Annotated in this window: 27 protein-coding genes and 2 pseudogenes; 12 read left to right on the top strand and 17 right to left on the bottom strand. The window is 58.9% G+C overall.

Annotation, left to right across the window (positions count from 1 at the left end; translation table 11 throughout):
• Positions 1-23: 23 nt before the first annotated feature.
• The 4 genes and pseudogenes from PSAKL28_RS28160 to PSAKL28_RS12670 all read right to left on the bottom strand — a co-directional run bounded on the left by PSAKL28_RS28160 (position 24) and on the right by PSAKL28_RS12670 (position 2,125).
• Positions 24-323 (bottom strand): hypothetical protein, encoded by a 300-nt coding sequence (locus PSAKL28_RS28160; protein ID WP_503328006.1) that lies wholly within the window; start codon positions 321-323, stop codon positions 24-26.
• Positions 304-384: pseudogene (locus PSAKL28_RS28765) on the bottom strand (hypothetical protein); the annotation flags it as partial. The gene PSAKL28_RS28160 and the pseudogene PSAKL28_RS28765, both read right to left, overlap by 20 nt.
• Before the next feature lie 127 nt (positions 385-511).
• Complete coding sequence (locus PSAKL28_RS27660; RefSeq protein ID WP_157687024.1) at positions 512-691, bottom strand: hypothetical protein; 180 nt, start codon at positions 689-691, stop codon at positions 512-514.
• A 306-nt stretch (positions 692-997) separates the two neighbouring features.
• Positions 998-2,125 carry an IS481 family transposase gene (locus tag PSAKL28_RS12670; protein ID WP_038608658.1) on the bottom strand — a complete coding sequence of 376 codons (1,128 nt, stop codon included), beginning with the start codon at positions 2,123-2,125 and terminating at the stop codon, positions 998-1,000.
• Between the two features lie 441 nt (positions 2,126-2,566).
• Here PSAKL28_RS12670 and PSAKL28_RS28155 point away from each other — a divergent pair.
• Positions 2,567-2,808: pseudogene (locus PSAKL28_RS28155) on the top strand (serine--tRNA ligase); the annotation flags it as partial.
• 91 nt (positions 2,809-2,899) lie between these two features.
• Here the strand turns inward: PSAKL28_RS28155 and PSAKL28_RS12665 are convergent.
• Positions 2,900-4,062 (bottom strand): IS3 family transposase gene (locus PSAKL28_RS12665; RefSeq protein WP_096335665.1). Its coding sequence is split into 2 segments (ribosomal slippage): positions 2,900-3,807 and positions 3,807-4,062, totalling 1,164 coding nucleotides; the frame shifts between segments, so codons are not numbered across the junction.
• Between the two features lie 136 nt (positions 4,063-4,198).
• Here PSAKL28_RS12665 and PSAKL28_RS12655 point away from each other — a divergent pair.
• Complete coding sequence (locus PSAKL28_RS12655; protein ID WP_038610778.1) at positions 4,199-5,275, top strand: ArsO family NAD(P)H-dependent flavin-containing monooxygenase; 1,077 nt, start codon at positions 4,199-4,201, stop codon at positions 5,273-5,275.
• 24 nt (positions 5,276-5,299) lie between these two features.
• Here PSAKL28_RS12655 and arsJ read toward each other — a convergent pair whose 3' ends face one another.
• Genes arsJ through PSAKL28_RS12615 form a run of 8 tightly spaced genes read right to left on the bottom strand, consistent with a single transcriptional unit; the run spans position 5,300 to position 11,163 of the window.
• On the bottom strand, positions 5,300-6,532 hold the full coding sequence (gene arsJ, locus PSAKL28_RS12650) for an organoarsenical effux MFS transporter ArsJ (protein ID WP_038610775.1): 1,233 nt from the start codon (positions 6,530-6,532) through the stop codon (positions 5,300-5,302).
• Between the two features lie 9 nt (positions 6,533-6,541).
• Positions 6,542-7,546 (bottom strand): ArsJ-associated glyceraldehyde-3-phosphate dehydrogenase, encoded by a 1,005-nt coding sequence (locus PSAKL28_RS12645; protein WP_038610773.1) that lies wholly within the window; start codon positions 7,544-7,546, stop codon positions 6,542-6,544.
• Positions 7,547-7,578: 32 nt separating this feature from the next.
• The gene (locus PSAKL28_RS12640) at positions 7,579-8,082 is read right to left on the bottom strand and encodes a cyclin-dependent kinase inhibitor 3 family protein (RefSeq protein WP_038610770.1); all 504 of its coding nucleotides are present in this window, start codon (positions 8,080-8,082) and stop codon (positions 7,579-7,581) included.
• Positions 8,083-8,093: 11 nt separating this feature from the next.
• A complete protein-coding gene (arsH, locus tag PSAKL28_RS12635) occupies positions 8,094-8,810 on the bottom strand; it encodes an arsenical resistance protein ArsH (protein ID WP_038610766.1) in 717 nt (238 codons plus the stop codon).
• Positions 8,811-8,814: 4 nt separating this feature from the next.
• The gene (gene arsB / locus PSAKL28_RS12630; RefSeq protein WP_038610763.1) at positions 8,815-9,876 is read right to left on the bottom strand and encodes an ACR3 family arsenite efflux transporter; all 1,062 of its coding nucleotides are present in this window, start codon (positions 9,874-9,876) and stop codon (positions 8,815-8,817) included.
• 18 nt (positions 9,877-9,894) lie between these two features.
• On the bottom strand, positions 9,895-10,365 hold the full coding sequence (locus PSAKL28_RS12625) for an arsenate reductase ArsC (RefSeq protein ID WP_038610760.1): 471 nt from the start codon (positions 10,363-10,365) through the stop codon (positions 9,895-9,897).
• A 19-nt stretch (positions 10,366-10,384) separates the two neighbouring features.
• The gene (locus tag PSAKL28_RS12620; RefSeq protein WP_028944961.1) at positions 10,385-10,741 is read right to left on the bottom strand and encodes a metalloregulator ArsR/SmtB family transcription factor; all 357 of its coding nucleotides are present in this window, start codon (positions 10,739-10,741) and stop codon (positions 10,385-10,387) included.
• An 8-nt stretch (positions 10,742-10,749) separates the two neighbouring features.
• Positions 10,750-11,163 (bottom strand): arsenate reductase ArsC, encoded by a 414-nt coding sequence (locus tag PSAKL28_RS12615; protein ID WP_038610755.1) that lies wholly within the window; start codon positions 11,161-11,163, stop codon positions 10,750-10,752.
• A 115-nt stretch (positions 11,164-11,278) separates the two neighbouring features.
• Here PSAKL28_RS12615 and PSAKL28_RS12610 point away from each other — a divergent pair, with 115 nt between their 5' ends.
• The 4 genes from PSAKL28_RS12610 (at position 11,279) to istB (ending at position 15,497) form a co-directional block, all read left to right on the top strand.
• Positions 11,279-11,617: an ArsR/SmtB family transcription factor gene (locus tag PSAKL28_RS12610; protein ID WP_084589153.1), complete on the top strand. Its 339-nt coding sequence runs from the start codon at positions 11,279-11,281 to the stop codon at positions 11,615-11,617.
• Between the two features lie 41 nt (positions 11,618-11,658).
• Positions 11,659-12,750 (top strand): flavin-containing monooxygenase, encoded by a 1,092-nt coding sequence (locus tag PSAKL28_RS12605; RefSeq protein ID WP_051939336.1) that lies wholly within the window; start codon positions 11,659-11,661, stop codon positions 12,748-12,750.
• 459 nt (positions 12,751-13,209) lie between these two features.
• A complete protein-coding gene (gene istA, locus PSAKL28_RS12600) occupies positions 13,210-14,724 on the top strand; it encodes an IS21-like element IS1491 family transposase (RefSeq protein ID WP_019364253.1) in 1,515 nt (504 codons plus the stop codon).
• Positions 14,725-14,741: 17 nt separating this feature from the next.
• Positions 14,742-15,497, top strand: coding sequence for an IS21-like element ISPpu7 family helper ATPase IstB (istB, locus tag PSAKL28_RS12595; protein ID WP_003290589.1), 756 nt, complete (start codon positions 14,742-14,744; stop codon positions 15,495-15,497).
• Here the strand turns inward: istB and PSAKL28_RS12590 are convergent.
• From PSAKL28_RS12590 to PSAKL28_RS12575, 4 genes are all read right to left on the bottom strand, one after another.
• The gene (locus PSAKL28_RS12590) at positions 15,494-16,780 is read right to left on the bottom strand and encodes an NAD(P)-binding domain-containing protein (RefSeq protein ID WP_167335123.1); all 1,287 of its coding nucleotides are present in this window, start codon (positions 16,778-16,780) and stop codon (positions 15,494-15,496) included. The two genes, istB and PSAKL28_RS12590, sit on opposite strands and share 4 nt — an antisense overlap.
• Positions 16,777-17,292 carry an arsinothricin resistance N-acetyltransferase ArsN1 family A gene (locus PSAKL28_RS12585; RefSeq protein WP_038610749.1) on the bottom strand — a complete coding sequence of 172 codons (516 nt, stop codon included), beginning with the start codon at positions 17,290-17,292 and terminating at the stop codon, positions 16,777-16,779. Before PSAKL28_RS12585 ends, PSAKL28_RS12590 begins: the two co-directional genes overlap by 4 nt.
• Before the next feature lie 59 nt (positions 17,293-17,351).
• Positions 17,352-17,849, bottom strand: a complete 498-nt coding sequence (locus PSAKL28_RS12580; RefSeq protein WP_038610746.1) for a MarR family winged helix-turn-helix transcriptional regulator — start codon at positions 17,847-17,849, stop codon at positions 17,352-17,354.
• A gap of 905 nt (positions 17,850-18,754) precedes the next feature.
• Positions 18,755-19,333: a hypothetical protein gene (locus tag PSAKL28_RS12575; protein ID WP_038610743.1), complete on the bottom strand. Its 579-nt coding sequence runs from the start codon at positions 19,331-19,333 to the stop codon at positions 18,755-18,757.
• A gap of 365 nt (positions 19,334-19,698) precedes the next feature.
• On the opposite strand from PSAKL28_RS12575, the gene PSAKL28_RS12570 reads away from it, so the two are divergent.
• From PSAKL28_RS12570 to PSAKL28_RS12545, 6 genes are all read left to right on the top strand, one after another.
• Positions 19,699-20,844 carry an AI-2E family transporter gene (locus PSAKL28_RS12570; protein ID WP_038610740.1) on the top strand — a complete coding sequence of 382 codons (1,146 nt, stop codon included), beginning with the start codon at positions 19,699-19,701 and terminating at the stop codon, positions 20,842-20,844.
• 14 nt (positions 20,845-20,858) lie between these two features.
• The gene (locus PSAKL28_RS12565) at positions 20,859-22,367 is read left to right on the top strand and encodes an efflux transporter outer membrane subunit (protein ID WP_038610737.1); all 1,509 of its coding nucleotides are present in this window, start codon (positions 20,859-20,861) and stop codon (positions 22,365-22,367) included.
• The gene (locus PSAKL28_RS12560; protein WP_038610735.1) at positions 22,364-23,482 is read left to right on the top strand and encodes an HlyD family secretion protein; all 1,119 of its coding nucleotides are present in this window, start codon (positions 22,364-22,366) and stop codon (positions 23,480-23,482) included. Before PSAKL28_RS12565 ends, PSAKL28_RS12560 begins: the two co-directional genes overlap by 4 nt.
• On the top strand, positions 23,472-24,524 hold the full coding sequence (locus tag PSAKL28_RS12555) for a DUF2955 domain-containing protein (RefSeq protein ID WP_038610732.1): 1,053 nt from the start codon (positions 23,472-23,474) through the stop codon (positions 24,522-24,524). The genes PSAKL28_RS12560 and PSAKL28_RS12555 overlap by 11 nt, the downstream gene beginning before the upstream one ends.
• On the top strand, positions 24,518-24,958 hold the full coding sequence (locus PSAKL28_RS12550) for a potassium channel family protein (protein WP_038610729.1): 441 nt from the start codon (positions 24,518-24,520) through the stop codon (positions 24,956-24,958). Before PSAKL28_RS12555 ends, PSAKL28_RS12550 begins: the two co-directional genes overlap by 7 nt.
• Positions 24,959-25,069: 111 nt before the next feature.
• Positions 25,070-26,650, top strand: a complete 1,581-nt coding sequence (locus tag PSAKL28_RS12545) for a peptidoglycan-binding protein (RefSeq protein ID WP_051939334.1) — start codon at positions 25,070-25,072, stop codon at positions 26,648-26,650.

Raw genomic sequence — 26,650 nt, 5'->3', positions numbered from 1 at the left:
AGCCCGGGTGCACGAGTGGTGGGTCAATCGTTGAAGCGGACGAAGCTCAGGCGTGCCGGCGGCCGGGGCGGCGCAATCCGTTGCATGGCGAGTGTGCCGAAGCGCGGAGGGATGACGGCAGGCAGGAAGAGAACGGGAAGCGTGAGCAGAAGCACCCTGAGGACCTGGCCGAACGGAAGGTACCTCGGCGCCAGATTGAGCGCGGATACGCTGTCGTCACAGCATTGTAAACAGCCGCTGGCATGCAACTGGTGCGTATGCCCCTCCAGACTGGCTGAGACGTCCGTATGGGCTAGTGCGTGGTCATGCTCTGAGTAGGACAGGCAGCAATGGCTGGCCGCAACCCCGAACGCCAGTACCCACAGCACCAAGGCCATGCGTAGCAACGTGCGTTGATGGTTCCGGAACCTGGTCATCTGCTCAACCCGTAGCAAAAGTAAGCTAGACACTAGCGCTGGCAGCTTTGCGACAGTTGACCTGGATCAAAAAAAGCTACTGGCTTAGCGACAGTCTAGTTACCTGCATGGATTTCCGCTTTTGGCCGATTGATGCCTATCGCGAAGGGCAGCAATCGACAACCCATAGCTGCCGGTGAGGACCGGCAGAAAACGGCCAGAAACAGCCGTTCATTTTTATTCTCTTGATTGACCGCTTGGATTTTGAATTCTTCGGGGTAACGCGGGTTGCTCATGGCACCTCCTAATTGGCCTCAGTTTAAGGCAAAGAGGTGTCTACGAAACCCGGGGCGATTCAACCTGTCGACGTACCAGATGTTGATGAAGGGATGGGCTGCCAAGTCTATCTGGGCTAGCCGATCAGCCACAGCTAGATTCGTAGGAAAGGATCGAAGCTGATTTGGCCTCCAGTAAACGTAGGGAGGGAAAATCGGGAATGGGATGAACGGCCGAGTCATGACGAATGAGTGATGGCTCCTTTAACCTGTAGCTGTACGGACCGGAGACATGCTTTACACACGTGCGGAGACATGGTTTATACATTATCGACCAGAATCAGGCTGATTCACGTCGATGGTTCGTACCAGGTGATGGCAGAAATAGACGTTGAACAGATCTTCGCTACCAGGAAGTGAGCGTACTGCCAAAAGATAACCAGTTAGGCCCTTGGCTATCTTGAAGTAACGTTTTCGGAAGCGGAATCGACAGTGATAGGCCTTTACAAGCACGTCGTCCGGGCCGTATTCAAACTCCGATAGTTTTTCCGGAAAAGCCCAAGGGCTTACACGGTAATGCTCCATGGGCACTTCATACTCGAGGGCCTCATGAGGGCGCTGGTGGTTGTAAATCTCACGCCAGTGGTCAAAGGCATTCTGGGTCTCAGCAATGCTGCGAAAATGCCGCCCGTTGAGCACTTCAGCTTTGAGTGCACGATGGAAGCGTTCGATCTTGCCGTTAGTTTGTGGGTGGTGGGGACGACTGAAGCTGACCCTGATGCCCAGGCGAATCAACCATATGCTCAACATCGCAATTTCCCCCGGATTACGCGGCGAGCCCCACGGTGGGCCGTTATCCACATTGATCCGGGCCGGCAGCCCGTAGCGACGGAAAACTTCGGTCAATCTCTCCTGTACCGTAACTGTGCGCTCATTCGCACAGGCCTGAATCGCCAAGTTGAAGCGCGAGTGGTCATCTAGCACAGTCAGAGGGTGGCATCGACCTTCTTGAGTCGGAAAATTCCCCTTGAAGTCCATCTGCCAAAGATCATTGGGGGCATCGTGTACAAAGCGCTTCGCAAACAGCTGCACCTCCTTTTCGGGAGGCTGAATGAGTCCGTGGCGATGCAAAACATTGGTAACGGTACTCGGAGCAATACGGCAATCAAGCTTGTGACTGATCTTGCGTCCACCCCACTCAGGATGTTGCTGGCGAAGCTCTAGCACGGACGACTCCAGTGCGGGTGGCGTCTGATCAGGGCTTGTAATCGGGCGGCGGGACTTCTCCAAAAGCCCCTGACTCCCATGCGCTGCGTAGCGCTTAAGCCATTTGTATCCCGTTGGGGCGCTGATGCCAAAGCGTTGGCACAACTCTCTTCTGTTGCAGCCGGGTTGCTGGGCCAAGACAACGAACTCTTCTTTCAGGCTCATGGCGTCTCTCGTATTCCAAGGCATGATGGCTTCCCGGCAAAGTTGGCTCGCCAGGAAGTGTTAACCATGTCCCCGTACACGTGTAAACCATGTCTCCGGTCCGTACACCTGTAGCAGAAAGCTGCAGCATTGCCATGGTGGATGTCATGGTCGAATGGGGTTGAGGGTCGGATAGGGTCAACCGGAGGTTAGTGAAGGGCCATGCGCAGAGATAGGATTATGAATGGAACCCAAGCTTTTGATTTTCTGGAAAACGGGGGTTTGTGGGGATTTGACCGGAGGTATGTGGGATTGGACACGAAACTCATGAACATTTTTAACATGGCACCTAATTTAACAAGTGGGCGATGTCAGATGTTCATAAGTCGCTTGCAAGCCTATTTTTACTGGTTAAATAGTGTCGAAATAGATGTGGTTGTTCATCGTTCTATGTTCATAGACTTCGGTTTCCGCGGCCGTCTTAGCCTCGCCGATCCGACCTGCTTCCACGGCGAATCTAGCTCGCGCCGCGACACGCTTACGACGATCCAACAACACCAGTTAGCCACGGTCGGATGGTACAGGTGGTTGAGCCGTCCAGGTCGATGGAAGCCCTGGAAAGCTTGACCGCCAACGTTGAGCGTGTGCTGCAGCTGCTAGAGTCGCCATACCGCGTCCTATCCCTGTCCACCTCCAACATGCGCTTCAGCGCTATGAAACCTATGGACTGGAAATAGGTACCCGCACCCACAGCACATTTCGGTGGACACGCCGCTTTTTTGCTGATGCTAGCCGAGTATTAATGAAATGCTGTAGTGGTCAACTAGTCCCGGACACTGCGTTAAGTTTTTCCTCGGCCACCGCGGGCGCCAGCCCGCTGTTAAATTGATGTGGCCGTTGCCAGTTGTAGCGCTGCATCAAAAACCGGCCGATATCCTGCTGTGCTAGCGAAGCGCTCATGTAGCCCACGGTCGGTACCCATTCCGTTTTTAGGCTGCGGAACAACCGTTCCATCGGTGTATTGTCGTGGCAGTTGCCACGCCGACTCATGCTCTGCTTGAAGCGATAGCGCCACAGTCGCTGACGGAAACTTCGGCTGCCGTATTGGCTTCCTTGGTCGCTGTGAAACAGCACGTTCTGAGGCCGGCCACGCTGCTCATAGGCCATGTCCAAGGCCTTGATTACCAGGTCGGCATCGGGCTTCGATGAAAACGCCCAGCCCACCACGCGGCGGGCGAACAGATCGATTACAGCCGCTAAATAGTGCCAGCAACCTTGAGCCCAGATATACGTGATATCACCGCACCAGACCTCATTTGGCGCCGACACGGTGAACTCCCGATCCAGTACGTTCGGAATGTCCGGCCGTTCAACCGTCGCTTTTTTGTAGGCGTGTGAGCCGGGTTGCTTGCTGATCAGTTTCATCTCGCTCATCAGCTTGCGCACCTTGAATCGCCCAATCGCTATGCCGTTCTCGCGCATCATCAGCATGATGCTTCGGCTGCCCGCCGCGCTGCGGCTTTGAGTGAACAGCTCATTCACGCGGCTGCGCAAAACCAGCCGCTCAACGTCTGGAAATCGACGTTTGCGGCAGTACGTGTAATAGCAAGATCGGGTGACTTCAAATACCGAGCACAACAGATCAACAGGCTCCTCAGAACGAAGTTGATCAATTAACGCGAACGCTCGTGTTCCTCGGCCATCAAGAGCGCGGTGGCCTTTTTTAGGATCGATTTTTCCCGTTCCAGCCGATTGATTCGGGCTTCTAATTCCTGGATTTTTTGCTGCTCGGGCGTCAGCGCCTTGCTGGTCGGAGTGACACCGACTCGTTCTTGCTGGAGCTGGTTGACCCAGCGCCGCAGGGCTGATTCAACCAACCCAAGCGACCTGGCGGCTTCGATATGGCTGTAGCCCTGATCGAGCACCAGGCTGGCAGCTTCGCGCTTGAACTCGGGCGTAAAGGTACGGCGTTGCTTGGTCATCAGACACCTCTCTGTGGCGAGCATTCTCGCCTAAATGGGTGTCCGGTTTCATTAGACCACTACATTCCTGCTCTATGTCACACCCTCAGATTCGTGAAAAGATAGACTCCCATTACTGGTTCGTAGGAGCGTCTGGATGAAAGCTCATGCAGAGCACTTGTGGGATGTGGTCGTCATCGGCGGTGGGCAAGCGGCCCTGGCTACAGCGTATTTCTTACGTCGCACCGAGCTCTCGTTCATTATTCTTGATGCCGAGCAGGGGGGCGGAGGGGCCTGGCGTCATGGCTGGGAGTCCCTGCGATTGTTCTCTCCGGCCACTTGGAGTTCCATTCCCGGCTGGATGATGCCGTCGGTACAGGATGGCTATCCCTCTCGCGAGCATGTCATTGATTACCTGACCCAGTATGAAGCGCGTTATCAGTTCCCCATCGAACGGCCCGTGCGGGTTACCTCTGTCGAGCGCGTCGCCGGCGCGTTGCGTGTGCATTCGGAGCAGGGGCATTGGGATGCCAAAGCCGTTGTCAGTGCCACAGGAACCTGGAGCAACCCCAATATTCCCGCGTACCCCGGTGCCGAGTTGTTCCATGGCCAACAGCTGCATTCCGCCCACTATGTTGAACCTCAGGCCTTCTCGGGGAAGCGTGTGCTGGTTGTCGGGGGCGGCAACTCTGGGGCTCAGATCCTGGCTGAAGTGTCGAAAGTGGCGGACGCGACCTGGGTGACGCCAAGCGATCCGCTTTTCTTGCCTGACGATGTGGACGGCCGTGTGCTGTTCGAGAGAGCCACGGAACGCTGGAGAGCCCAGATGGAAGGGCGAGTCATTGATCAGCCTGTCGGAGGGTTGGGTGATGTCGTGATGGTGCCGCCTGTGGTCGAGGCGCGTGAACGGGACGTACTGCACGCAGTGCGTCCCTTTGTGCGCTTTACGCATGATGGAGTGGTCTGGGCCGATGGTTCGGAGACGGCAGTCGATGCGGTGATTTGGTGCACCGGATTCAAACCGGCGTTGGGGCACCTGGCCAGCCTTGGGGTAGTTACCGAGGAAGGGCGCGTGGCGGTGGAGGGGACTCACGCTGTGAACGAACCCAGGCTGTGGCTGGTGGGCTATGGCGAATGGACGGGATCGGCGTCGGCGACTTTGATCGGGGTTACCCGTACAGCCCGCAGTACAGTCGCTGAAATCGAGCAGTTACTGGTAAAGGCGGAGGCATGAGAGCCCCCGCCTGATGGTCGCTGGTCAGCTTGGCTGCTGTGGAGTCTCGCCGTGCCTGGGCAAGGCGATTGATATGAGTGCGGCAGCCAGTACAAATACGCTCGATACCCACAAGCAGGCTTCCAGGCCATAAGCTTGGAACACCCAGCCGGAAAGCAGCGTGCCGACCAGCCGTCCCAGAGCGTTGGACATGTAGTAGAAACCGACGTCCAGTGATACCCCATCCTCCTTGGCATAACTGACGATCAGGTAGCTGTGCAGCGATGAATTCACGGCGAACAGCACGCCGAACAGCATCAGCCCACCAAGTAGCACCACCTGAGCTGACCAACCTGAAGACAGGCCCATAGCGATGAGCGCGGGTAGTCCGGCTAGGGCGATAGCCCAGGAAAAGGCAGCTCGCCCGTCGGGCACATGACCGCGCTTCTTGCCGGTGATGCTGGGGGCAAACGACTGCACGATACCGTAGCCGATGATCCAGGCGGCAAGAAAGCCGCCGACCAACCAGAAGTCCCAACCAAATGTGGTGCTCAGGTAGACCGGCAGCGCTACGACGAACCAGACGTCGCGAGCGCCAAAGAGAAATAATCGTGCGGCCGAGAGGATGTTGATCGCCCGGCTTTTGGACAGCATGTCGCGGAATTTTGGTTTGGCCTTGGCCTTGCCCAGGTCTTTCTTTAGCAGCAGCAAGCTGCCTATCCAGATCAATGCCAGCACCGCCGCCATGGCCAGCACCGCCATGGAGAAGCCGAGCAGCGCGAGCAGTGCACCGCCTAGGAAGAAGCCCACGCCTTTGAGCGCGTTCTTCGAGCCGGTGAGGATGGCTACCCACTTGTAGAGGGTGCCTTGCTGGCTATCTGGCACCAAGAGCTTGATAGAACTCTTGGCACTCATCTTGTTGAGGTCCTTGGCGATGCCGGACAAGGCTTGGGCTGCCATCACCCAAGGCACCGTCAGCCAGGCCGCTGGCACCGTGAGCATCAGCAAGGCCAGGACCTGCATGCCCAAGCCGATGTTCATGGTGCGATTGAGACCCAGGCGGGCGCCGAGGTAGCCGCCCACCAGGTTGGTGATCACGCCGAACACTTCGTAGAACAGGAACAATGCCGCGATCTGCAGCGGCGTATAGCCCAGCGAATGAAAGTGCAGCACCACCAACATGCGCAATGCGCCGTCGGTGAGGGTGAAGGCCCAGTAGTTGCCGGTAACCAGCAGGTACTGACGCACTTCCGTAGACAGGGCTGACAACGCCTTCATGATCGCCGTTTACTCCGCCGTGCCGACCAGTCGGGCCAGCTCCGCTGCACGATTGGCGTAACCCCACTCGTTGTCGTACCAGGCGTAGATCTTCACCTGGGTGCCGTTGACCACCAGGGTCGACAGCGCATCGATGATCGAAGACCGCGGATCGGTGCGGTAGTCGATGGACACCAGTGGGCGTTCTTCGTAACCCAAGATGTCCTTCAGCGGGCCTTCGGCAGCCGCCTTCAGCAGCAAGTTGACCTCTTCAGCCGTAGTTTCACGCGCCACCTCGAACACGCAGTCGGTCAGCGAGGCGTTGGCCAGCGGTACGCGCACGGCGTGACCATTCAGCTTGCCGCGCAGTTCGGGGAAGATCTCGGCGATCGCTGTGGCCGAACCGGTGGTGGTCGGGATCAGGCTCATGCCTGAGGCACGGGCGCGGCGCAGGTCCTTGTGCGGGGTATCAAGGATGCTCTGGGTATTGGTCAGGTCGTGGATGGTGGTGATCGAGCCGTGGCGGATGCCCAGGTTCTCGTGGATCACTTTGACCACCGGAGCCAAGCAGTTGGTGGTGCAGGAAGCGGCGGTGACAATGCGGTGCTGAGCCGGCTCGAACAGGTGCTGGTTTACGCCCATCACCACGTTCAGCGCGCCTTTTTCCTTCACTGGGGCACAGACCACCACGCGTTTGACGCCCTGATCCAGGTAAGCCTGGAGCACGGCTACCGACTTCATCTTGCCGCTGGCCTCGATGACCAGGTCGCAGCCCGACCAGTCGGTGTCGGCGATGGTCTTGTTCGCGGTGACCTTGATGCGTTTGCCATCGATCACCACAGAGTCGCCTTCTGCACCTGCTTCGCGGTGCCAGCGTCCGTGGATCGAGTCGAAGTTGATCAGGTGGGCGTGGGTCTCAGCGTCCCCGGCCGGGTCATTGATCTGTACGAATTCGAATTCCGGCCAGTCCCAGGATGCGCGCAGCGCCAAGCGTCCGATACGGCCAAACCCATTGATGCCTACTTTGATTGCCATGTTCTTGTTCTCTAGTCGCGGATCGCGAGCGGTCAGAGGGTGTTGATGAACTGATTGATGTAGCTGACGTGTGCAGGGTTTTGAATCGCTCGCGGGCGCAGGGCCTGAACCTGAGCGATGGCCTCGTGCACAGGGACACCGCACTCGATCATCAGGCGGGCTGCGAACAAGCCGGTACGGCCCGAGCCACCCTTGCAGTGAATAGCGATCGATTTGCCAGCCATCACCAGCTCTTTCAGGCGCTCGCGATGGGTTTCCCAGGCGGCAGCAAAGGGCTCGCCGGGAGCCTGATCATCCTCCACCGGCAGGTGGAACCATTCGAGGCCCAACAGCTGGCATTCCTCAGGCAGTAGATCGACCTCGTTCTGCAGCAGCTCTTCATCCGGCATCAGGGTTACCAGTGCGCTCGCACCGGCATCGCGCAGTGTCGCTAGAGCCTGGGAGACCGACGTGTCCTTGGTGCCAGGGCACGGGGTGAAGATCAGTTGGCCGATCAACTGTGGAGTAGTCAGCACGGAATACGGGTGCAGTTGCATGCTCAAAAGCCTCAGATGGAGCGTTGATTGACGCGCTTCGACAGTTCTTCAGCGGACTCTTTACGTTCGGAATAGCGATCAACCATGTAGTCGGCACGATCACGCAGAAGCAGGGTGAACTTCACCAGCTCCTCCATCACGTCGACGACGCGGTCATAGTACGCAGAAGGCTTCATGCGGCCCGCTTCGTCGAACTCCAGATAGGCCTTCGGCACTGACGACTGGTTAGGGATAGTGAACATGCGCATCCAGCGGCCGAGCACGCGCAGCTGGTTGACCACGTTGAACGACTGCGAGCCACCGCAAACCTGCATCACCGCGAGGGTCTTGCCCTGCGTCGGGCGCACGGCCCCCATGCTCAGCGGAATCCAGTCGATCTGCGACTTGAACACACCGGTCATCGCACCGTGGCGTTCTGGCGAACACCAGACCATGCCTTCCGACCAGAGCACCAGGTCGCGCAGCTCTTTGACCATGGGGTGGTCGTCGGGTACGTCATCCGGCAGCGGCAGGCCGGACGGATTGAATATCCGCGTCTCGGCACCGAAGTGCTCTAGCAGGCGGGCTGCTTCCTCGGTCAGAAGGCGGCTGAAAGAGCGTTCTCGGGTCGATCCATACAGCAGCAGGATTCGCGGTTTGTGAGTGGACTGCTTCTCGATAGCCAGCTTTTCGGAAGACGGCAGATCGATCAGATCACTGTCGATGTTGGGGATATGGTGTTCGGTCATGATTTCACTCCTGGGACAAGGCACCAGATGGCTGATCGAACCAGCGACGCTTGAGCCACAAGGCAACGCCGACCAGGGAGATCAGTACCGGTACTTCCACCAATGGCCCGATGACGGTGGCAAACGCTACCGGCGAGGCAAGGCCGAAAGTGGCAATGGCCACGGCAATGGCCAGTTCGAAGTTGTTACTGGCAGCGGTAAATGCCAGCGCGGTGGTGCGTGGGTAGTCGGCCTCCAGCAGCTTGCCCATCCAGAAGCTGATGAAGAACATCACCACGAAGTAGATGGTCAGTGGGATGGCGATGCGCAGCACATCCAGAGGCAGTTGCAGCACCATGTCGCCTTTCAGGCTGAACATAGCGACGATGGTCAGCAGCAACGCTACGAGCGTCAGCGGGCTGATCTTCGGAATGAAGCGCTCCTCGTACCATGCGAAGCCCTTACGGCTGATCAGGATCTTGCGGGTCAGGAAGCCAGCCAGGAATGGGATACCCAGATAGATCAGTACTGATTGGGCAATTTCGATGAAGCTGGTTTCGATGATGCTACCTTCCAGGCCGAACAGCGGCGGCAGAAGGCCCAGGAAGATCCAGGCATACACGCTGAAGAACAGGATTTGGAAAATGCTGTTGAAGGCGACCAAGCCCGCAACGTACTGGTTATTGCCGCCCGCGATCTGGTTCCACACCAGCACCATGGCGATGCAGCGTGCCAAGCCGATGAGGATCAGGCCGGTCATGTACTCGGGCTTGTCGGAGAGGAATACGACAGCCAGCCCGAACATCAGCACCGGGCCAATCACCCAGTTCTGAATCAGCGACAAGGCGAGGATGCGCTTGTCTTTGAAGACCTGTGGCAGCTCCTCGTATTTCACCTTCGCCAATGGTGGGTACATCATGACGATCAGGCCAATGGCAATGGGGATGTTTGTTGAGCCAACCGACAGGCTGTTCAGCCATGCAGGCAGTCCCTGGAAGAGACTGCCGAGGCCAATGCCAAGGCCCATGGCCAAAAAGATCCAGACCGTTAGGTAGCGATCGAGGAATGAAAGGCGGCTCTTGCTCATGATGAATCTCCCTTAACGTCAGAGCGTTCCGATGCGCGCCAGCTCGGCCTTGAGCTGGGCGGCATCCAGTTGTTCGAAAGGCAATGCGAGAAATGCCGTAATGCGGCGCTTGATGTGTTCAAACGTGGCGTCGAAAGCCTCATCCAGTTCGGCGGCGCTACCTTGTAGGTCCGACGGATCGGAAAGCCCCCAATGAGCTTTTACTGCCGGCCCGAAGAACACGGGGCATGCTTCGCCAGCGGCCTTGTCGCAGACGGTGATGACAAAGTCCGGGGCTAACTCGGCGTGTGAATCACTGGACTTGCTGCTGAGACCATCGGTGGAAATACCGGCGCGCTGCAACGCGGCGATGGACAACGGATGCACCTCGCCCTTGGGCTGGCTGCCGGCGCTGAAGGCCTTCATACCGGTCGGGGCCAGGTGGTTGAACACGGCTTCGGACAGGATGCTGCGGCAGCTATTGGCGGTGCAGAGGAACAGAACTTTCATCGGCTTTTCTCGGCAGTGATCAGCAGCAGGAGGCCACGCGCTGCGGGCGGTCACCCATGGTGTCCAGTCGTTTGGAGCTGGTGCTCAGCCATTCGCGATTGGCCTCCAGCGTCGTTGCCAGGACCTCGCGTACCCAGGCGGGCAGCTCGGGATGTAGCCGGTAGTAAACCCATTGACCCTGGCGGCGGTCTTCCAGCAGGTCACACGTGCGCAATTGCGCCAGGTGGCGGGAAACCTTGGGCTGGCTTTCTTCCAGCGCACAGGTCAGTTCACAGACGCAGAGCTCTTCCTCGCGAGCAATCAGCAACATCATCCGAATGCGGGTCTCGTCGGCGAGGCATTTGAAAACCTTGGTAGGGGTCAGCGAGTCAGTCATAGCGGTTCTCAGTGTTTGGTTTTCACGAGGACGAACATCTTGATGCGCTCATGAATCTCGTGAAGCGTGTGGCGGAAGGCGTCGTGTTTTTCGCTGGTGACAGGGTCTTCGAAGCTCCATACCAGCTGCTCGCCAAATGCCGGAAGCGCTTGGCATTCCTGGGCGGCCTTGTCACAGAGGGTAATGACGTAGTCGAAGTGTTCACCGGCGAACTCGTCGATGGACTTGCTATGCAGGGCGCTGGAGTCGATGGCGAGGTGCTCAAGGGCGGCATAGGTTCGCGGGTCGACTTCGCCAGGCTGAGTACCTGCGCTGAAAGCCTCGAAGCGCACAGGGTCTGTGTGTCGGAGCAATGCTTCGGCGAGCTGGGAGCGAGCAGCGTTGGTGGTGCAAACAAACAGGACGCGGATCTTGCCAGTCATCACTAGGTACTCTGCATGTATATGGTTTTCCGAATATACGCTTTTCCGAATGTATCGCAAGCTTGCGATGATGGGTGGCTTTACATGTGCGTCTTCATGCACATATATTGCGCTCATGATGACTACCGATAATCTCCGCGCCCAAGCTATCGATGCTGCCATCGAGTCGCTGGATGAAGCCTTCTTCAAAGCTCTCTGCGAACCCTCTAGGGTCGCGGTGTTCAAGCGCGTGCTTCAGCTAGGGAGGGCGGATGTCGGCGAAATCGCCAAAGCCTTGCCGCAGGAGCGCTCCGTGATCTCAAGGCACTTACAGGTGCTGCACGACGCTCACATAGTGAAAGCCACCAAAGTGGGCAGACAGGTTTTCTATGAAGTGAATGGCGGGGCGATCGTTGAACGTTTGGAGATACTCCTCCAGCGAACCAAGGGTCTTGTTTCGCTGTGCTGCCCGTAGTTTGGCTTTTTTTCTCTTGATATATGCATGAGTGTGCACATATGAATGAATCGAGTCGTACTTTGGATGTAATTGTCATTGGGGGAGGCCAAGCAGGTTTGGCGCTTGGTTGGCACTTGCAGCAACACGGCTTGGATTTTCTCATCATCGATGAGCAGACACTCCCAGGCGGAAACTGGCGTAACTATTACGACAGCTTGCAGTTGTTCTCGCCGGCGGAATACTCAGCGCTGCCAGGACTGCCGTTTCCTGGCGACCCCAAGAGCTATCCGCTACGGGACGAGGTGGTGAGGTACCTGGAGGCCTACGCTGGCGAGTTTCGACTGCCTTTTCAGGGCGGAACCCGAGTGATGGGCGTAGCGCAGAAGGAAAAGGTATTTGAGGTTCGCTGCGACACTGGGGCGACCTTCTGCGCACGTTCTGTGGTCGTCGCATCGGGAGGATTTAGCCGTCCGTTCACGCCCAGTATTCTAGGGCTGGAGAGCTTTTCGGGGACTTGTCTGCACAGTTCGGCTTATCGAACGCCAGAGCCCTTTGCTGGCCAGCGCGTTGTAGTGGTTGGAGCTGCGAACTCAGCTGTTCAGATCGCCTATGAGCTTGCAGGCGTCGCTGAGGTAGTGCTGGCTACCCGCGAGAAAATCCGTTTCTTCCCGCAGCGAATCCTCGGGCTCGATTTTCATACCTGGCTGAAATTCACCAAGCTAGAGCAAACACGATGGTTGAGTGACCAGAGCACGCCCGTACTCGACACCGGTAAGTACCGGAAGGCTCTCAACTCCGTTCGATTCCGGCGCAGGCCAATGTTCCAGGAAGTGCTATCCGATGCTGTTGTCTGGCCGGACAGAAGCACGACCCAGGTCGATGCGCTGATCTTTGCGACGGGCTTCCAAACAAACCTGGAGTTTCTGTCACAGCTCCCAGTCGCTGACGAGCAAGGACGTGTGCTGCAGAGAAACGGCGTGGCAAATCAGGTGCCTGGCTTGTACTTCGTAGGTCTACCTAAGCAAAGAAATTTCGCCTCGGCGACACTACGGGGGGTAGGGGCCGATGCGGCTTACCTGATGCCCAGACTCCTTGAACACCTGAATGGATGGCGTTTGCCTCACCCGTCAGCTTCGCCCCGCCAGGTTTGAATTTGGGCAGGGCGAAGGAGCAGGTGCAGGGGTCTTGCCTAGGTGAGGCTTACCGGCGTGCAGCAGCTCGCCTGCTGGGCTGAAGGCGCTGTCAAAGGTTCCGTTGATCCACAGCAACTGGCCTGAGTAGCGGGTTCGGGCGCGCAGCAGCTGGAAGTTTGATCTTGCTCCTCGAACTGAAGGCTGCAGACACCGGTTTCAGGAAGTTCAAGCTCAACACGCCGTGCAGCATCCCAGTCGCCCGCAAGCCCAGCCTGCGGATTCCACGGTCATCTGGCCACCCATTCCATGAGCATCTGACCACCGATTCCACGCTGATCCGGCCACCCATTCCACGCGCATCCGGCCACTGATTCCACGGCCATCCGGCCACTCAACCGGGCAGGCAGCTACGCAGGATTTCTTCACTACCATCGACCTCTTTTTCGAAGCAGAGAGGTCGTCGTGGAGCGTTTATCCATGCGTAAGATTCGCGAAGTACTACGTCTCAAGTTCGAGGTCGGACTATCAGCTCGCCAGATTGCGGTCAGCGTGCAGGTCGGTCGTGTCACCGTCGGCGACTACCTCAATCGTTTTGCCGCCAGTGGTCTCAGTTGGCCCTGTTCGTTGTCCGATGCCGAGTTGGAGCAGCAACTGTTCCCGCCGGCCCCGGCGGTTGCCAGCGAGAAGCGGCCTTTACCCGATTGGGCATGGGTGCATGCCGAACTGCGCCGCCCCGGGGTGACCCTGGCGCTGCTCTGGCAGGAGTACCGCCTGAGCCAGCCGCAGGGCTTTCAGTACAGCTGGTTCTGTGAGCACTACCGGGCCTGGCAGGGCAAGCTGGACGTGGTGATGCGTCAGGAGCACCGCGTCGGCGAGAAGCTGTTCGTCGACTATGCCGGCCAGACGGTGCCGGTTATCGACCGCCACAGCGGCGAGATCCGCCAGGCGCAGGTGTTCGTCGCGGTGCTCGGCGCGTCCAGCTACACCTTCGCCGAAGCCACCTGGTCGCAGCAGCTGCCGGACTGGCTAGGCTCGCATACCCGTTGCTTCGCCTTCCTCGGCGGCGTGCCGGAGATCGTGGTGCCGGACAACCTGCGCAGCGCGGTGAGCAAGGCCCATCGTTACGAGCCGGACATCAACCCCAGCTACCGCGACCTTGCCGAGCACTACGGAGTGGCGGTGGTGCCGGCGCGGGCACGCAAACCGCGCGACAAGGCCAAGGCCGAAGTCGGCGTGCAGGTGGTCGAGCGTTGGATCCTCGCGGCCCTGCGCAACCGTCAGTTCTTCTCCTTGGACGAACTCAACAGCGCCATCTCCGTGTTGCTGGAGCGGCTCAACCAACGCCCGTTCAAGAAGCTGCCGGGCTCGCGCCAGACGGCCTTCGACAGCCTGGATCGTCCGGCGCTGCGCCCCCTGCCGGAGCAACCCTACGTCTACGCCGAGTGGAAGAAAGCGCGGGTGCACATCGACTACCACGTCGAGGTCGATGGGCATTACTACTCGGTGCCGTATCAACTGGTGAAGAAGCAGCTGGAGGTGCGCCTGACGGCGCGCACCGTCGAGTGTTTCCACGCCAACCAGCGAGTGGCCAGCCACCTGCGCTCAATGCACAAGGGCCGGCACAGCACGCAGGCCGAGCACATGCCCAAGAGCCATCGCGAGCATGCCGAGTGGACGCCACAACGGCTGATCCGCTGGGCCGAGCAGACCGGGCCGAACACCGCCGGCGTGATCCGGCACATCCTCGAACGGCGCATCCATCCGCAGCAGGGCTACCGGGCCTGCCTGGGCATCCTGCGCCTGGGCAAAACCCACGGCGAAGTGCGCCTGGAGTTGGCCTGCCGTCGCGCCATCAGCCTCGGCACGTGCAGCTACAAGAGCCTCGAATCGATCCTGCGCCAGGGGCTGGAGAACCTGCCGCTGGCCCAGCAGCACCTGCCCCTGCTGCCGGACGACCACGCCAACCTGCGCGGCCCCGGCTACTACCACTGAACACAAGGAATCCCACCATGCTGCCCCATCCGACCCTGGACAAGCTGCAAACCCTGCGCCTGCACGGCATGCTCAAGGCGCTGAACGAACAACTGAAAACCCCGGACATCGACAGCCTGAGCTTCGAGGAACGCCTCGGCCTGCTGGTCGACCGCGAGCTGACTGAACGCGACGACAAGCGCCTGAGCAGCCGCCTGCGCCAGGCCCGGCTCAAGCACAACGCCTGCCTCGAAGACATCGACTACCGCAGCCCGCGCGGGCTGGATAAGGCGCTGATCCTGCAACTGAGCGGCGGCCAGTGGCTACGCGACGGCCTCAACCTGATCATCGGCGGCCCCACCGGTGTCGGTAAAACCTGGCTGGCCTGCGCCCTGGCCCACCAGGCCTGCCGAGAAGGCTACAGCGTGCGTTACCTGCGCTTGCCGCGTTTGCTGGAAGAACTGGGTCTGGCCCATGGCGACGGGCGCTTCGCCAAGCTGATGAGCAGCTACGCCAAGACCGACCTGCTGATCCTCGATGACTGGGGCTTGGCCCCGTTCACCGCCGAACAGCGGCGCGACATGCTGGAGCTACTGGACGACCGCTACGGCCAGCGCTCGACCATCGTTACCAGCCAGATGCCGGTGGACAACTGGCACGAACTGATCGGCGATCCGACCCTGGCCGACGCTATCCTCGACCGCCTGGTGCACAACGCTTACCGGATCAATCTGAAGGGTGAATCAATGCGCAAACGGACGCAGAAATTGACGACGCCAGCCAACCCGGACTAACAATGCCACCCCTGCGTCGCTGCGCTCCGACTGCCCGGCCGGATGGCCGTGGAACAGGTGGCCAGATGGCCCTGGAATGCCTGGCCAGATGAGAGCGGACTGGGTGGCCGGATGGCGTGGAATCCGCACCCAGCCACGATTGAGCGGACCTGCTCATACCCGGTAATCATCAAGAAAGTCGGAGCACGACCGTAGCTCTTCATGCCCACGATAAAGATGCCTTCGTCAGGATGGGATAGCTCATCGATGCCATGGGGGCGAACGGTACCGCAGCTGTGCTCGTTCGGGTCGATCAACGGAGCCAACTGAACAGGGCTTTGAGTGGCGGGGTCAATTGCCAGTCGTAGTTCGCCTAGAAGCTGCAGATTTGGTCGGAAGCCAGTGGCCACGATGATTTCATCCACCTCTGGCAGAGGTTGGCCATTGCTGTGCACGACGAGACCCTGTTCGGTGGTGTCGACCTGGCTGATGGAAATATCCTGGTACAGCGAGATCTTTCCTTGTTCGAGCAATGCACGAATTCGCAGACCCAGGCTGCCACGTTCGGCCAATTTGTCATTGGCACCACCCCCTAGAATTTTGTCTAGTGAGTGTCCGCGGATCGCCCACGAAACCTGAGTACCGGGCAGTTGGACCAGATCCTGAAGAGCGTTGAATGCCGAGTGTCCGCCGCCGACAACCAGTACTCGGCGCCCGAGGTAACGATTGCGTGCCTTGCCACTCACATCTGGAAGGCCATAGGCAATTCGCGCTTTAGCGCTCAGCTCTCCCAATGCCGGAATGCCAGAGGCGCCCATCCAGTTGGGGGTCTCGTACGTGCCCGAGGCATCGATGACTGCGCGAGCCTGGATGTCTTGCTCGCCCTTCGGCCCCTGAACACGCACCAGGAACGGGGCAACTGCGCGGCCTTTGGTTTTCTGTACGTCGGCGCCGACTTTCGTGACAGCAGTGACACGGGTGTTCAAATGAAGTCGTTCCTTGATAACCGGCAGCGCAGCTAGCGGAAGCAGGTAGTAATCCAGCAGTTCACGTCCTGTGGGGTACGTGTCGGATTTAGGCGCTTGCCAGCCCGTTGCCGCCAGTAACTTTGCGGCCTCCTTGTCCACGTTGTACTCCCAGGGTGAGAACATACTGACGTGGCCCCATTGGCTGATGCTTTCTCCAGCCTGGCTGCCTGCTTCAAAAATGATTGGGTCCATGCCCCGAGCCAATGCGTGCGCAGCAGCCGCCAGCCCCACGGGGCCGGCGCCGATGATTACGATGGGAAGATTAGATTGGCTCATGCTCGTTCTCCTGTGTCAGGTTGGTTGGAGGGGAAGACTCGTTCAACGATGGCGCAATCCAACCAGCGGCCTTCAAGGCGGGCGTGCTTTTCGTAAACGCCGACCTTTCGGAAACCACAGGATTGGCAGAGCGCCAGGCTCGCTTCGTTGAACGTGAAAATGCGGGAGAGGACTTTCCAGAATCCACGTGCCTCTGCCTCGCTCAGTAATGCGTTTAGTAATGCTTTACCGATGCCGCGCCTCCGGGCATCACGCCGCAGATAGATCGAGAAGTCGGCGATCCCGTCATAGCAAGACCGCGCTCGATAGCTGCTCAGGTTTGCCCAGGCCACCACAGCACCGTCGAGCTCCGCGACCAGTACCGGATGGCGAGACATATCGGTAACCCAGGGCAGCACATCCTTGGCGGTACGCGGTTGGGTCTCAAAGGTGGAACTGCGGTCTTCGATCCCCTGGTTGTAAATGTCGGCGATGGTCTGAACATCACCGAGTTGAGCGAGGCGGATATGCATCTAGCTTCCTTTTCTGTTGGTAGTAACAACAATATGGGTAAAAAAAGGGGTTTCCCCCTTCATTTTTCTTTCGGTTGGACTGGGCAACAGTCGTTAGCCAAGCCACAACGGATCTCAGCGGCGCGGGTCAATTGACGCAGAAGCGTCAATGCTCCCTGCCGTACCTCGGGTGCCATGCTGCTGATCATTGCTTTCTCTTCAGCGATCAGATCAGCTCGAATTCGCTCATACAAGTCGGCGCCGGCGTCAGTGGCTTGGACGCGGACGGCCCGACGGTCTTCCGGATCTTCTACGCGAGAGACGTAACCTTTGCGCTCCAGCGTATCGACAACACGACTGGCGGTGCTCTTGTCCAAGAACATCTCTTCTGCCAACGCCTGGAGGCGTAGCGGTCCCTGCTTCACTAACGTTTCAACGGCGTAGCACTGAGTGACGGAAACGTCGTAGCAGCAGATGCGGTCGCGATCCCTGAATTGGTAGACCCGCACCAACTGGTTCACCGCTTCATAAAGGGCTTCCGCATCTTGGCTCAGATCGTCGTCAAGTTTGTTGGACATGTCTTTTCCAATTGGTTGTTACCTGCAACAATATGGGCGCTGATTGATTTCGTCAACTCTCCGACCATCAGATTGACCTACCCACGCCTGGTCGACCATCTTGGTTGTCACTAACAACTATTAAAATGGACTGCCGTGATTCGACTTGAATCGCACCTGCCCGTTAGCGTGAACCGCATACGGTTGGTGTTCGCTTTGGGCATCACCCAAATCTTGGCGTGGGGGTCGACGTTCTACCTGCCGGCAGTACTGGCTGGCCCCATTGCACGTGACATGGGCTGGTCTCTATCGTCCGTCGTAGGTGGCCTGTCCTGGGGCATGCTGGTTGCTGGCATTTGCTCACCTCTTGCCGGTCGATTGATTGATCGGCGCGGAGGGCGTGCTGTACTTGTCTTCAGCTCTTTGATGCTGAGTGCAGGGCTCTTGGTGATGTCTGTGGCAAGCACCTTGTGGCTCTACTACCTAGCTTGGTCGCTACTTGGCCTGGCCATAGCCTCCGGCGCTGGGAGAACGGGCTAGGGGAGCGATCACGGGACTGACGTTGATTGGAGGGTTTGCCAGCACCGTCGGGTGGCCCGCAGTGGCCGCCTTGGAGTCCTGGATCGGCTGGAGAGAAACCTGCTTGGTGCTGGTCGCGGTACATGTACTGGTCGGCCTGCCCACTCATTGGTTGGCAATACCGAAGCCGCACGAGATGCGTCGTGTGGGTCAGGTTCGAGATTTCCGGGCTAAGCCTCTGAGCGGAAACGGGTTCGGCGATATTTGAACCAAGGGTCGGCGATAGGTGAACGGGGATAGCGGCTTATGAACATCTATGACATAGCACCTCGTTTAACATAATATACATTATGCGAAGCTTCCTATAGAAGCCCGGGGCCGGTGGCGGGTCAGATTTTAAGCTCTGCTCACAGGGTCTCTGGCTCCAGATTGGAATCCGGTAGCTCCAGCGGCGGCATTCCATGAAAAACGATGAACACGTCTTGGCTGCCCAGCTCGCGGTACCAATCCACGACGTTATCAACCAGCTCATCCAGGATCCCGATCAGAATATCGTCGGAACCTTTCGGCGCACCATTTTCGTATCGATAACGCGCATTGGTGAAAACGTCGCGGTATCTCTCGATCCAATGCTCATGACGATCAAGGCGAACACGTTGCCTGATCGGTTCAGGGATCGCATAGAACAGCGTCAACAGATCATGCTTATTAGGTGGCCTGTCTTTCCGATAAGCCGGAATTTTCTCTGCGGCTTTCAAATGCTCGTGAGCGGCCTTGATCGCGTTGTAGTCGAGTTCATAGGTTTCATTGGCCTGGCCAAGATTGCCGCTGGGCTTTGAAACGAAGCTTTTAAGCAAGATTTCCATGCCAAGTGCAGCATTAATCTGCGCCGTATCCAGCATGTCATGTCCGCGTCTAAGGTGTTTTGCGGCCGTTAAATAACGGTAGGCGCTTTCGATCATCCAAGGTGTAAGGTGCTGCTGCATCAAAATTCTCCGTCATTTGAGCTATCCCTAGCTCATTCTTGAACGCTAGCGTGCAGGCGTGAACGTTAGAGATCACGCATGAGCTACCCTGCCCTTATTTTTATCACCAAAAGGAATAACTATGCTAAATAGTCATTTAGTTGAGTTATATGTGTTCGCTCGCGACTACGCAACCAGAAGTTGTATTCCCTACCCCTCTCGTGCCCGCACTGCCCATTTCGCGGGCTTTCCTCGAAGACACGGCTGAGCCTGCGCGGCGCAGTGGTTCATAACTTCGTTGCATCAGCTTGGATCTCCCGGCAAATCTACGTCTATGCTGCCTAAGCGTATCCCGATGCTGGTGACGAATCGCGAGGTGCTAGACAATGTTGCGCACAAACATTTCTGCAAGGGCGCTGTCCGGTGGGTTACTCGATGTTTTGATTCGCGCCGGACTGATCACGGTGCTGGTGCTGTTCTGCTTCGAGATATTCCGTCCCTTCCTCAATCTGATGCTCTGGGCAGTGATCCTGGCCATTACCCTGTACCCGCTGCACAACATGCTTAAGCGCAAGCTGGGCAACAAGGACGGTCGCACCGCTACCCTGATCGTAGTTGTCGCCCTTGCCTTGCTGATGGTACCGATTTACCTGCTGGGCACTTCGATCAGTGATTCGATCGAAGGCACCCTGGCCGTGCTCAAGTCCGACAGCCTGGAAATCCCGCTGCCGAACGAAAAGATCGCCACCCTGCCCCTCATTGGCAAACCGCTCTACACCTTCTGGATGCAGTCGGCGACCGACATGAGCAGCGTGCTGATGAAGTTGATGCCTTACATCAAGACGGTCGGCTTGACCTTGCTGGGCAAGATGGCCGGTGTTGGCGTGGGCTTTCTGCTATTCATCGGCGCCCTGATCATTGCCGGTGTGCTCATGGCCTACGGCGAAAACGGCGAACGCAGCGCCATCGCTATCGCCACCCGCCTCTCCGGCCCCAAGCGCGGCCCGCGCATCATTGAACTGTGCACCGCGACCATCCGCGCGGTCGCCCAGGGCGTGGTGGGTATCGCCTTTATCCAGATGCTGCTGGTGGGGGTCGGTTTCGTGCTCATGGGGGTGCCCGGTGCCGGGTTGCTGGCCATGCTCGCGTTGTTGATGGGGATCATGCAGTTGCCGGTGATTCTCGTGAGTTTGCCGGTAATCGCTTATGTCTTTGCCACTGAAGGCACCTCGCTTGCCACCATCGTGTTCACCATCTACAGCCTGATTGCCGGCATGGCCGACAACATCCTCAAGCCATTGATGCTGGGCCGCGGCGTCGATGTGCCTATGCCGGTGATCCTGATTGGCGCCTTGGGCGGGATGGTCAGCGGCGGTTTCATCGGCCTGTTCATCGGGCCGGTGGCACTGGCGGTCGCCTATCAACTGTTCTGGCAATGGGTCGAGGACCAACCGCAAATCGACGTGCTGGATGAACAACCGCGCGATGAGCAACCGCGACTTGAGACACCGAACGAGCATCCACCAGGCTGAGGAGAGTGCGCTTGATGTCGTGTCCTGCGCGCATGAGCCGGCTGCTGCTGTGTGGCGCCCTGAGCCTGGGCGGCTGTGTGCGCCTGGGCCCGGACTTCCAGTCACCGACCCAGGCCTGGGTCGAGCACTGGAACACTCAGGCCCTGGAACTTGCCAGCCAGCAACGTGTGCAACCCGATAGCCGCCAGTGGTGGCAAGTGTTTACCGACCCAGTGCTCGACCACCTGATCGCCGAGGCCGACGCCCACAACGCCGACCTGGAAATCGCCGGCCTGCGGGTGATGGAAGCCCGCGCGCAATTGGGCATCGCGTTAAGTAACCGCTACCCGCAATTCCAGCAGATCAGCGCCGACAGCGTCTACCTCAAGCGTCGCCAATGGGGCGGCGACAACCCGCAGGACAGCCATCTGTGGCAACACAGCGCGGGTTTCGACATCGGCTGGGAACTGGATTTCTGGGGCCGCTTCAGCCGCGCCATCGAATCGGCCGATGCAGCCTGGTTCGCCGCCCAGAGCAACTATGAAAACGTTCTGGTGCTGCTTCACGCTCAGGTGGCGCAAACCTACTACGCGCTGCGTACCGCAGAGGCGCGCCTGCTCATCGCCAAGAACAACGCCAAACTGCAGAAGCGCAGCTATGAGATCACCGAACGCCTTTTCACCAGCGGTGATAATGCCGAGCTCGATCTGCAACAGGCCAAGACCCAGTACCTGGGAACCCTGAGCACCATCCCCGATTTCGAGGCGCAGGTCGCAAGCACACGCAATGCCTTGTCCACCTTGATAGGTCGCCCGCCCGGCGCGATGCCGGAACTCCATACCAACACCGGTATGGTGCCCTTGGTCGACCGCGCCGTGCTGCAGGGGGTACCGGCCGACCTGCTGTTACGCCGCCCGGATGTTCGTACTGCAGAAGCGCAAGTCGCGGCCCAGTCAGCGCTGATCGGTGTTGCCGAGGCCGACCTTTACCCCTCCATCAGCCTGTTGGGCAGTATCGTCTGGTCCGCGAGCTCTCTGGACGGCACGTCCAACACCCTGGACCTGGTCGGCGGGCCGAGCCTGCGCTGGGACGTGTTCGACCATGGCCGGATCACCAACAACGTGCGCATCCAGGATGCCCGCCTGCAACAATTGATCGTCGTCTACCAGGACAGCGTTCGCCAGGCGGCGCGTGAGGCCGACGATGCCGCGACCGGTCTGGTCAAGGCCCTGGAGCGCGACCGTATCCTCAGCGAAGCGTCGATTGCAGCCGAGCGTTCGGTATCCCTGGCCAATGCCCAGTACCGTGAAGGCTATTCGGATTTCCAGCGGGTACTCGATGCCCAGGCTGCCCTGTTCGCCCAACAGGATAACTACCTGGTCAATCGCAACACCGCCGTCAACAGCCTGATCGCTCTGTACAAGGCCCTCGGCGGCGGTTGGTACAGTGACCGTCCGCTGCTCGATCCCGCCACCCGCCAACAGATGCAGCAACGCACCGACTGGGGCAACCTGCTCGATGAAGCGAAGGAAGGTGTCAATTGAGTGACCGCCAACAAGAACAGGAAGTAACCGCACCGCCGCCTGCGGCCGATCCGACAAAAAAAGCGGTGAATGGGGTTGCTGTGCTGATTGTCCTCAGCCTGGTCTGGTACCTGTTGGCCGACCGCTATACCCCCTACACGCAACAGGCACGGGTGCAGACATTTGTCGTTCCGGTGGCGGCGGAGGTCGCGGGCAGGGTCACCAAAGTCAACGTGCGCAACAATCAGGACGTCAAGGCCGGCGAAGTGCTGTTCGAAGTGAACCCGCAGCAATACCAGATCGCTGTCGACCGCGCGCGTGCCGACTTGCAGACCACCCGCAAGCAGATCGGCGCCAACACCGCAGGCATCGACTCGAAGATGGCGTCCCTGAAAGCCGCCCAGGCCAACGAGGTCATGTCGCGCAAGGACCTGCAACGCCTCGAGCGCCTGTACAAGGAAGACCCTGGAACCATCTCCCTGCGGCGGCTGGAAATTTCCCGCTCCACCCTCGATGCAGCCGTCGCCAACGTTGCTGCAGCGCGGGCAGAAGTAGAACGCGCCCGTGAAACCCAAGGTGGCAGCGACGAAAATAATGCCCAGTTGCTCAGCGCCATCGCCAATGTAGACAAGGCCGAACTGGACCTGGCCAACAGTACGGTTCGTGCCCGCTCGGCCGGCCTGGTCACCGACCTGCGCACCGATGTCGGCCAGTTCGCCGCAGCCGGGGCGCCATTGATGACCTTGATCGCCATCCACGATGTGTGGGTCACCGCCGACATGACCGAGAACAACCTGGGCAAGGTCAGGCCCGGGACCCCGGTACGCATCGTCTTGGATAGTCTTCCCGGTACGGTATTCGAAGGCCATGTGCGCAGCATCGGCTATGGCGTCAGTACCGGCCAGAGCACACCAGCCGGTACCTTGCCCACAGTACAGAACAGCCGTGACTGGCTGCGCCCGGCCCAGCGTTTCCCCGTGATCATCGAGCTTGCGCCCGGCCAGTTGGCCGACATCAGCGGCATCCGTGTCGGTGGCCAGGCCGAGGTCATGGCGTTCCCCAGCGAAGGCAACCCGCTGAACCTGCTCGGCCGGCTGTTCCTGCGCGTAATGAGCTGGATGTCGTATGCCTACTGAGCAACAAGTCCGTGCCAGGCGAGCCCTGCGCCTGGCCACTGGCACTGCGCTGTGTCTGGCCGCGAGCTTCGGCCTGGCCCTGCCGATCCCTTTCATCGCACCGATGCTGGCGCTGACGATGCTGGCGGCGATGAATCGACCACTGCCGTTCAAGGCCAGCCTGGGCCTGGCCGTGGTGCTGATGGTGACCACCGGCAGCGGCTTGCTGTTGATACCGCTGTTGCATTACTACGCGGTGACCGGCGTGATGCTGGTCGGCCTGTGCCTGTTTCTGGTCTTCCGCTATGGCATGAGTGGCGGCAATTCGCTGGTCGCCACCTTCATGGTGGTTGGCTTGACGATGATCAGCGCGGCCGGCACCACCGAATTCGACCTGGCACTGCAGGTGATCGTATCGCTGGTCAAGGGCTTGCTCCTGGCCGTCACGGCGGTGTCGATCAGCCACTGGCTGCTCCCTGACCCGGTCGGCACCCAGCCGCCCGCCCCCCCACCTGCCCTGTCGGCCGATGACATCAGCTGGCTGGCATTGCGCGCCGCGCTGGTGGTAATGCCCGCCTTCCTGTTGGCGCTGATCGATCCGGCCAGCTACATGCCGATCATCATGAAGTCGGTCAACCTCGGCCAGCAGAGCACCGCCACCAGTGCGCGCACTGCCGGGCGGGAGCTGCTCGGCTCGACCCTGCTCGGCGGCCTGATGGCGATTCTCTTCTGGTTCGCCCTGGGTCTGTTCGTCAACCTGTGGATGTTCTTCCTGTGGATGCTGCTGTTCGGGCTGGTGCTGGCCCGAAAGCTCTACGGGCTGAGCCCTGGCAACTACAAGCCGGGCTTCTGGCTCAACAGCCTGACGACCATGATCATTCTGCTCGGCCAGTCGGTGCAGGACAGCGCCGCCGGCAAGGATGTCTACACCGCCTTCGCCATCCGCATGGGGCTGTTCATTCTGGTCACCCTGTATGCCTGTGCGATGGTTCATCTGCTCGATAAGCGCCGGCAACGCCGAAATGCGTCCAACCCAACCGCTGAAGAGGCTCGCCCATGCTGATCAATTTTCTGGTAGGCCTACCGGTGATCGTGCTCTGTGTTGTGTTGCAGGCATTGTTTCTAGCCCTGTGTGCGCGTCGCTATGTGTCGCTGCGACACAAGATGAACCTGAGCCCTTCCTGGAGCGATGACGTGCGTTTGCTGTCGATGGTCATGGTGGTGATGCTCATCGGCAACTATGTGCAAATGGCGCTGTGGGCCCTGCTGTTCCTGCTGCTGGGTGAATTCGAGGACTTCATCACCGCGCTGTACTTTTCCGGAGTGACCTTCGCCACCCTGGGCTATGGCGACGTGGTCCTGAGCCAGCAATGGCGTCTGCTCAGTCCCCTGGAGGCGGCCAATGGCATTCTCATGTTCGGCGTTTCCACCGCAATCATGACTGCTGCGGTAATGGACATCATCAAACAACACGCGTCTGGCGAGCATGGAAAATGATAACGGCAAGCGTTTGTCTGCATCGCGCTATCACAACTGGATCAGGTATCGCTGGCGGGCAACTATTCTTAACGGGCAGTTATTTCAATTTCTCGTTTCGAGGAACCCGTCATGCCAAATCTCAGCCCCGACGAAGTCAAACAGATACTCGTCGATACCCCTCCTGGTATGTGGATCTGGCGCCTGGCCAAAATCGATCGTGATTACCTGAATCGACTGGCCGAGGTAGGCTGCAAACGTGTCTATCTGAAAGTATTCGACGACCTGCACGACAGCAGCGCCGACGATTTTTTCTGGGATTTTCAATGCACCGCTGCGGTCGTTCAGGCCTTTAACGCTAAAGGCATCAGTGTTGTCGGTTGGGGCTATCACTTCGATCAGCGCACCTCGATCCCTGTCGCCGAAGAAGTAAAAGCCGTGGCCTTGGCCATGGCGTGTGGCCTGGACGGCTATATCGTCGATGTCGAAGCAGAGGTGAAATCGCCTAAAGCCAAAGCGCCCCTGGATGATTTACTCACCTCTTTACGCGAAGCTACGGCCAGCAAGTTCCTCGGGTATACGTCCTTTGGCCACCCAGGGTTTCATAGCGAGGTACCCTGGAAGCTGCTCGATAGCAAAACCGATATCGCCTTTCCGCAGATTTACTTTGAAAAGTTCAGGTATGGCGCCACCGATGCGCAGGAAGTCAAAGAGGCACTGGCCGCACATAAAAGCCTCGGTCTGAAAAACCCTATCCTGCCTATCTGGGGTAGCGAAGAAGATGCCAAGCACCCCGCTACTGCGGCCACCTTGCAGAGTTTCCTGAATGCATTTCCTGGGTCTTCGATATTTCGCGCGCCAACGCAGGGCCTCGCAGGCCAGGCCTGGAACCTTGATTACTCCAGCACGGCTGCGCTGATTACCGGGCCCGACCCGGCGCCTGCGCCCGTCAGCCTGGGCGACTTCCCCGGGGAGCTGCGCAACGGCGCCAAAGGCAAGGCCGTTACAGCGCTGCAGACAGCATTGGCCGCCAAAGGCTTTGACCCCGGGAAAATCGACGGCGAGTTTGGCCCCTTGACCGAACAGGCACTCAGGCAATTTCAACGCATCAACGAATTGACCGTAGACGGCATTGCCGGCCCGGTCAGCTGGACTGCGTTGGGCGGCAGGCCACAACCCAAAGCCGCGACCGTTGTGTTTTCCAGCGGCAGCCGCGAACGCCTGGCGAGCATTGCTGAAACGGAAGCCTCGATGGGCCTGTCCTGGACCGACGCATCATCAGTAGCTGAGCGCTATCTGAAGCCGTTGCGCGCACCTATGCAAAAGCTCGGGCATATCGGCAGCAAACCGGTTTTCTACAACTGGTGCGCCGCCTTCGTGACCTACTGTGCGCGTCAGGCCGGCTATACCATCCCCGATCAGCCTCCGGGCCACAAGGCAACCATGGCGCTTGTAGAAATGTGGAAGGCCTGGGCCAAAGACCAGGGGGTTTGGCACGCTGTTGACGATTTGACACCCGAACGCGGCGACATCGTTTGCTTCGAGTGGCTCGATGGTGACAAGACCCTGGACCACATTGGCATCGTGCGCCAAGGGCCGGGTAACGGCACAACCCTGCAGACCGCCGAAGGCAACCGCAACAACCAGAGTGTCAACGGCACTCGACAGATGAAGAATGTAGCGGGGATTATTCGATTGCGGCCCGAAGTCTAG

The sequence above is a fragment of the Pseudomonas alkylphenolica genome, assembly GCF_000746525.1.
Classification (GTDB): Bacteria; Pseudomonadota; Gammaproteobacteria; order Pseudomonadales; family Pseudomonadaceae; genus Aquipseudomonas; species Aquipseudomonas alkylphenolica.
The sequence above is the reverse complement of the archived record's forward strand: the minus strand, read 5'-3'. Positions and strand labels throughout refer to the sequence as shown.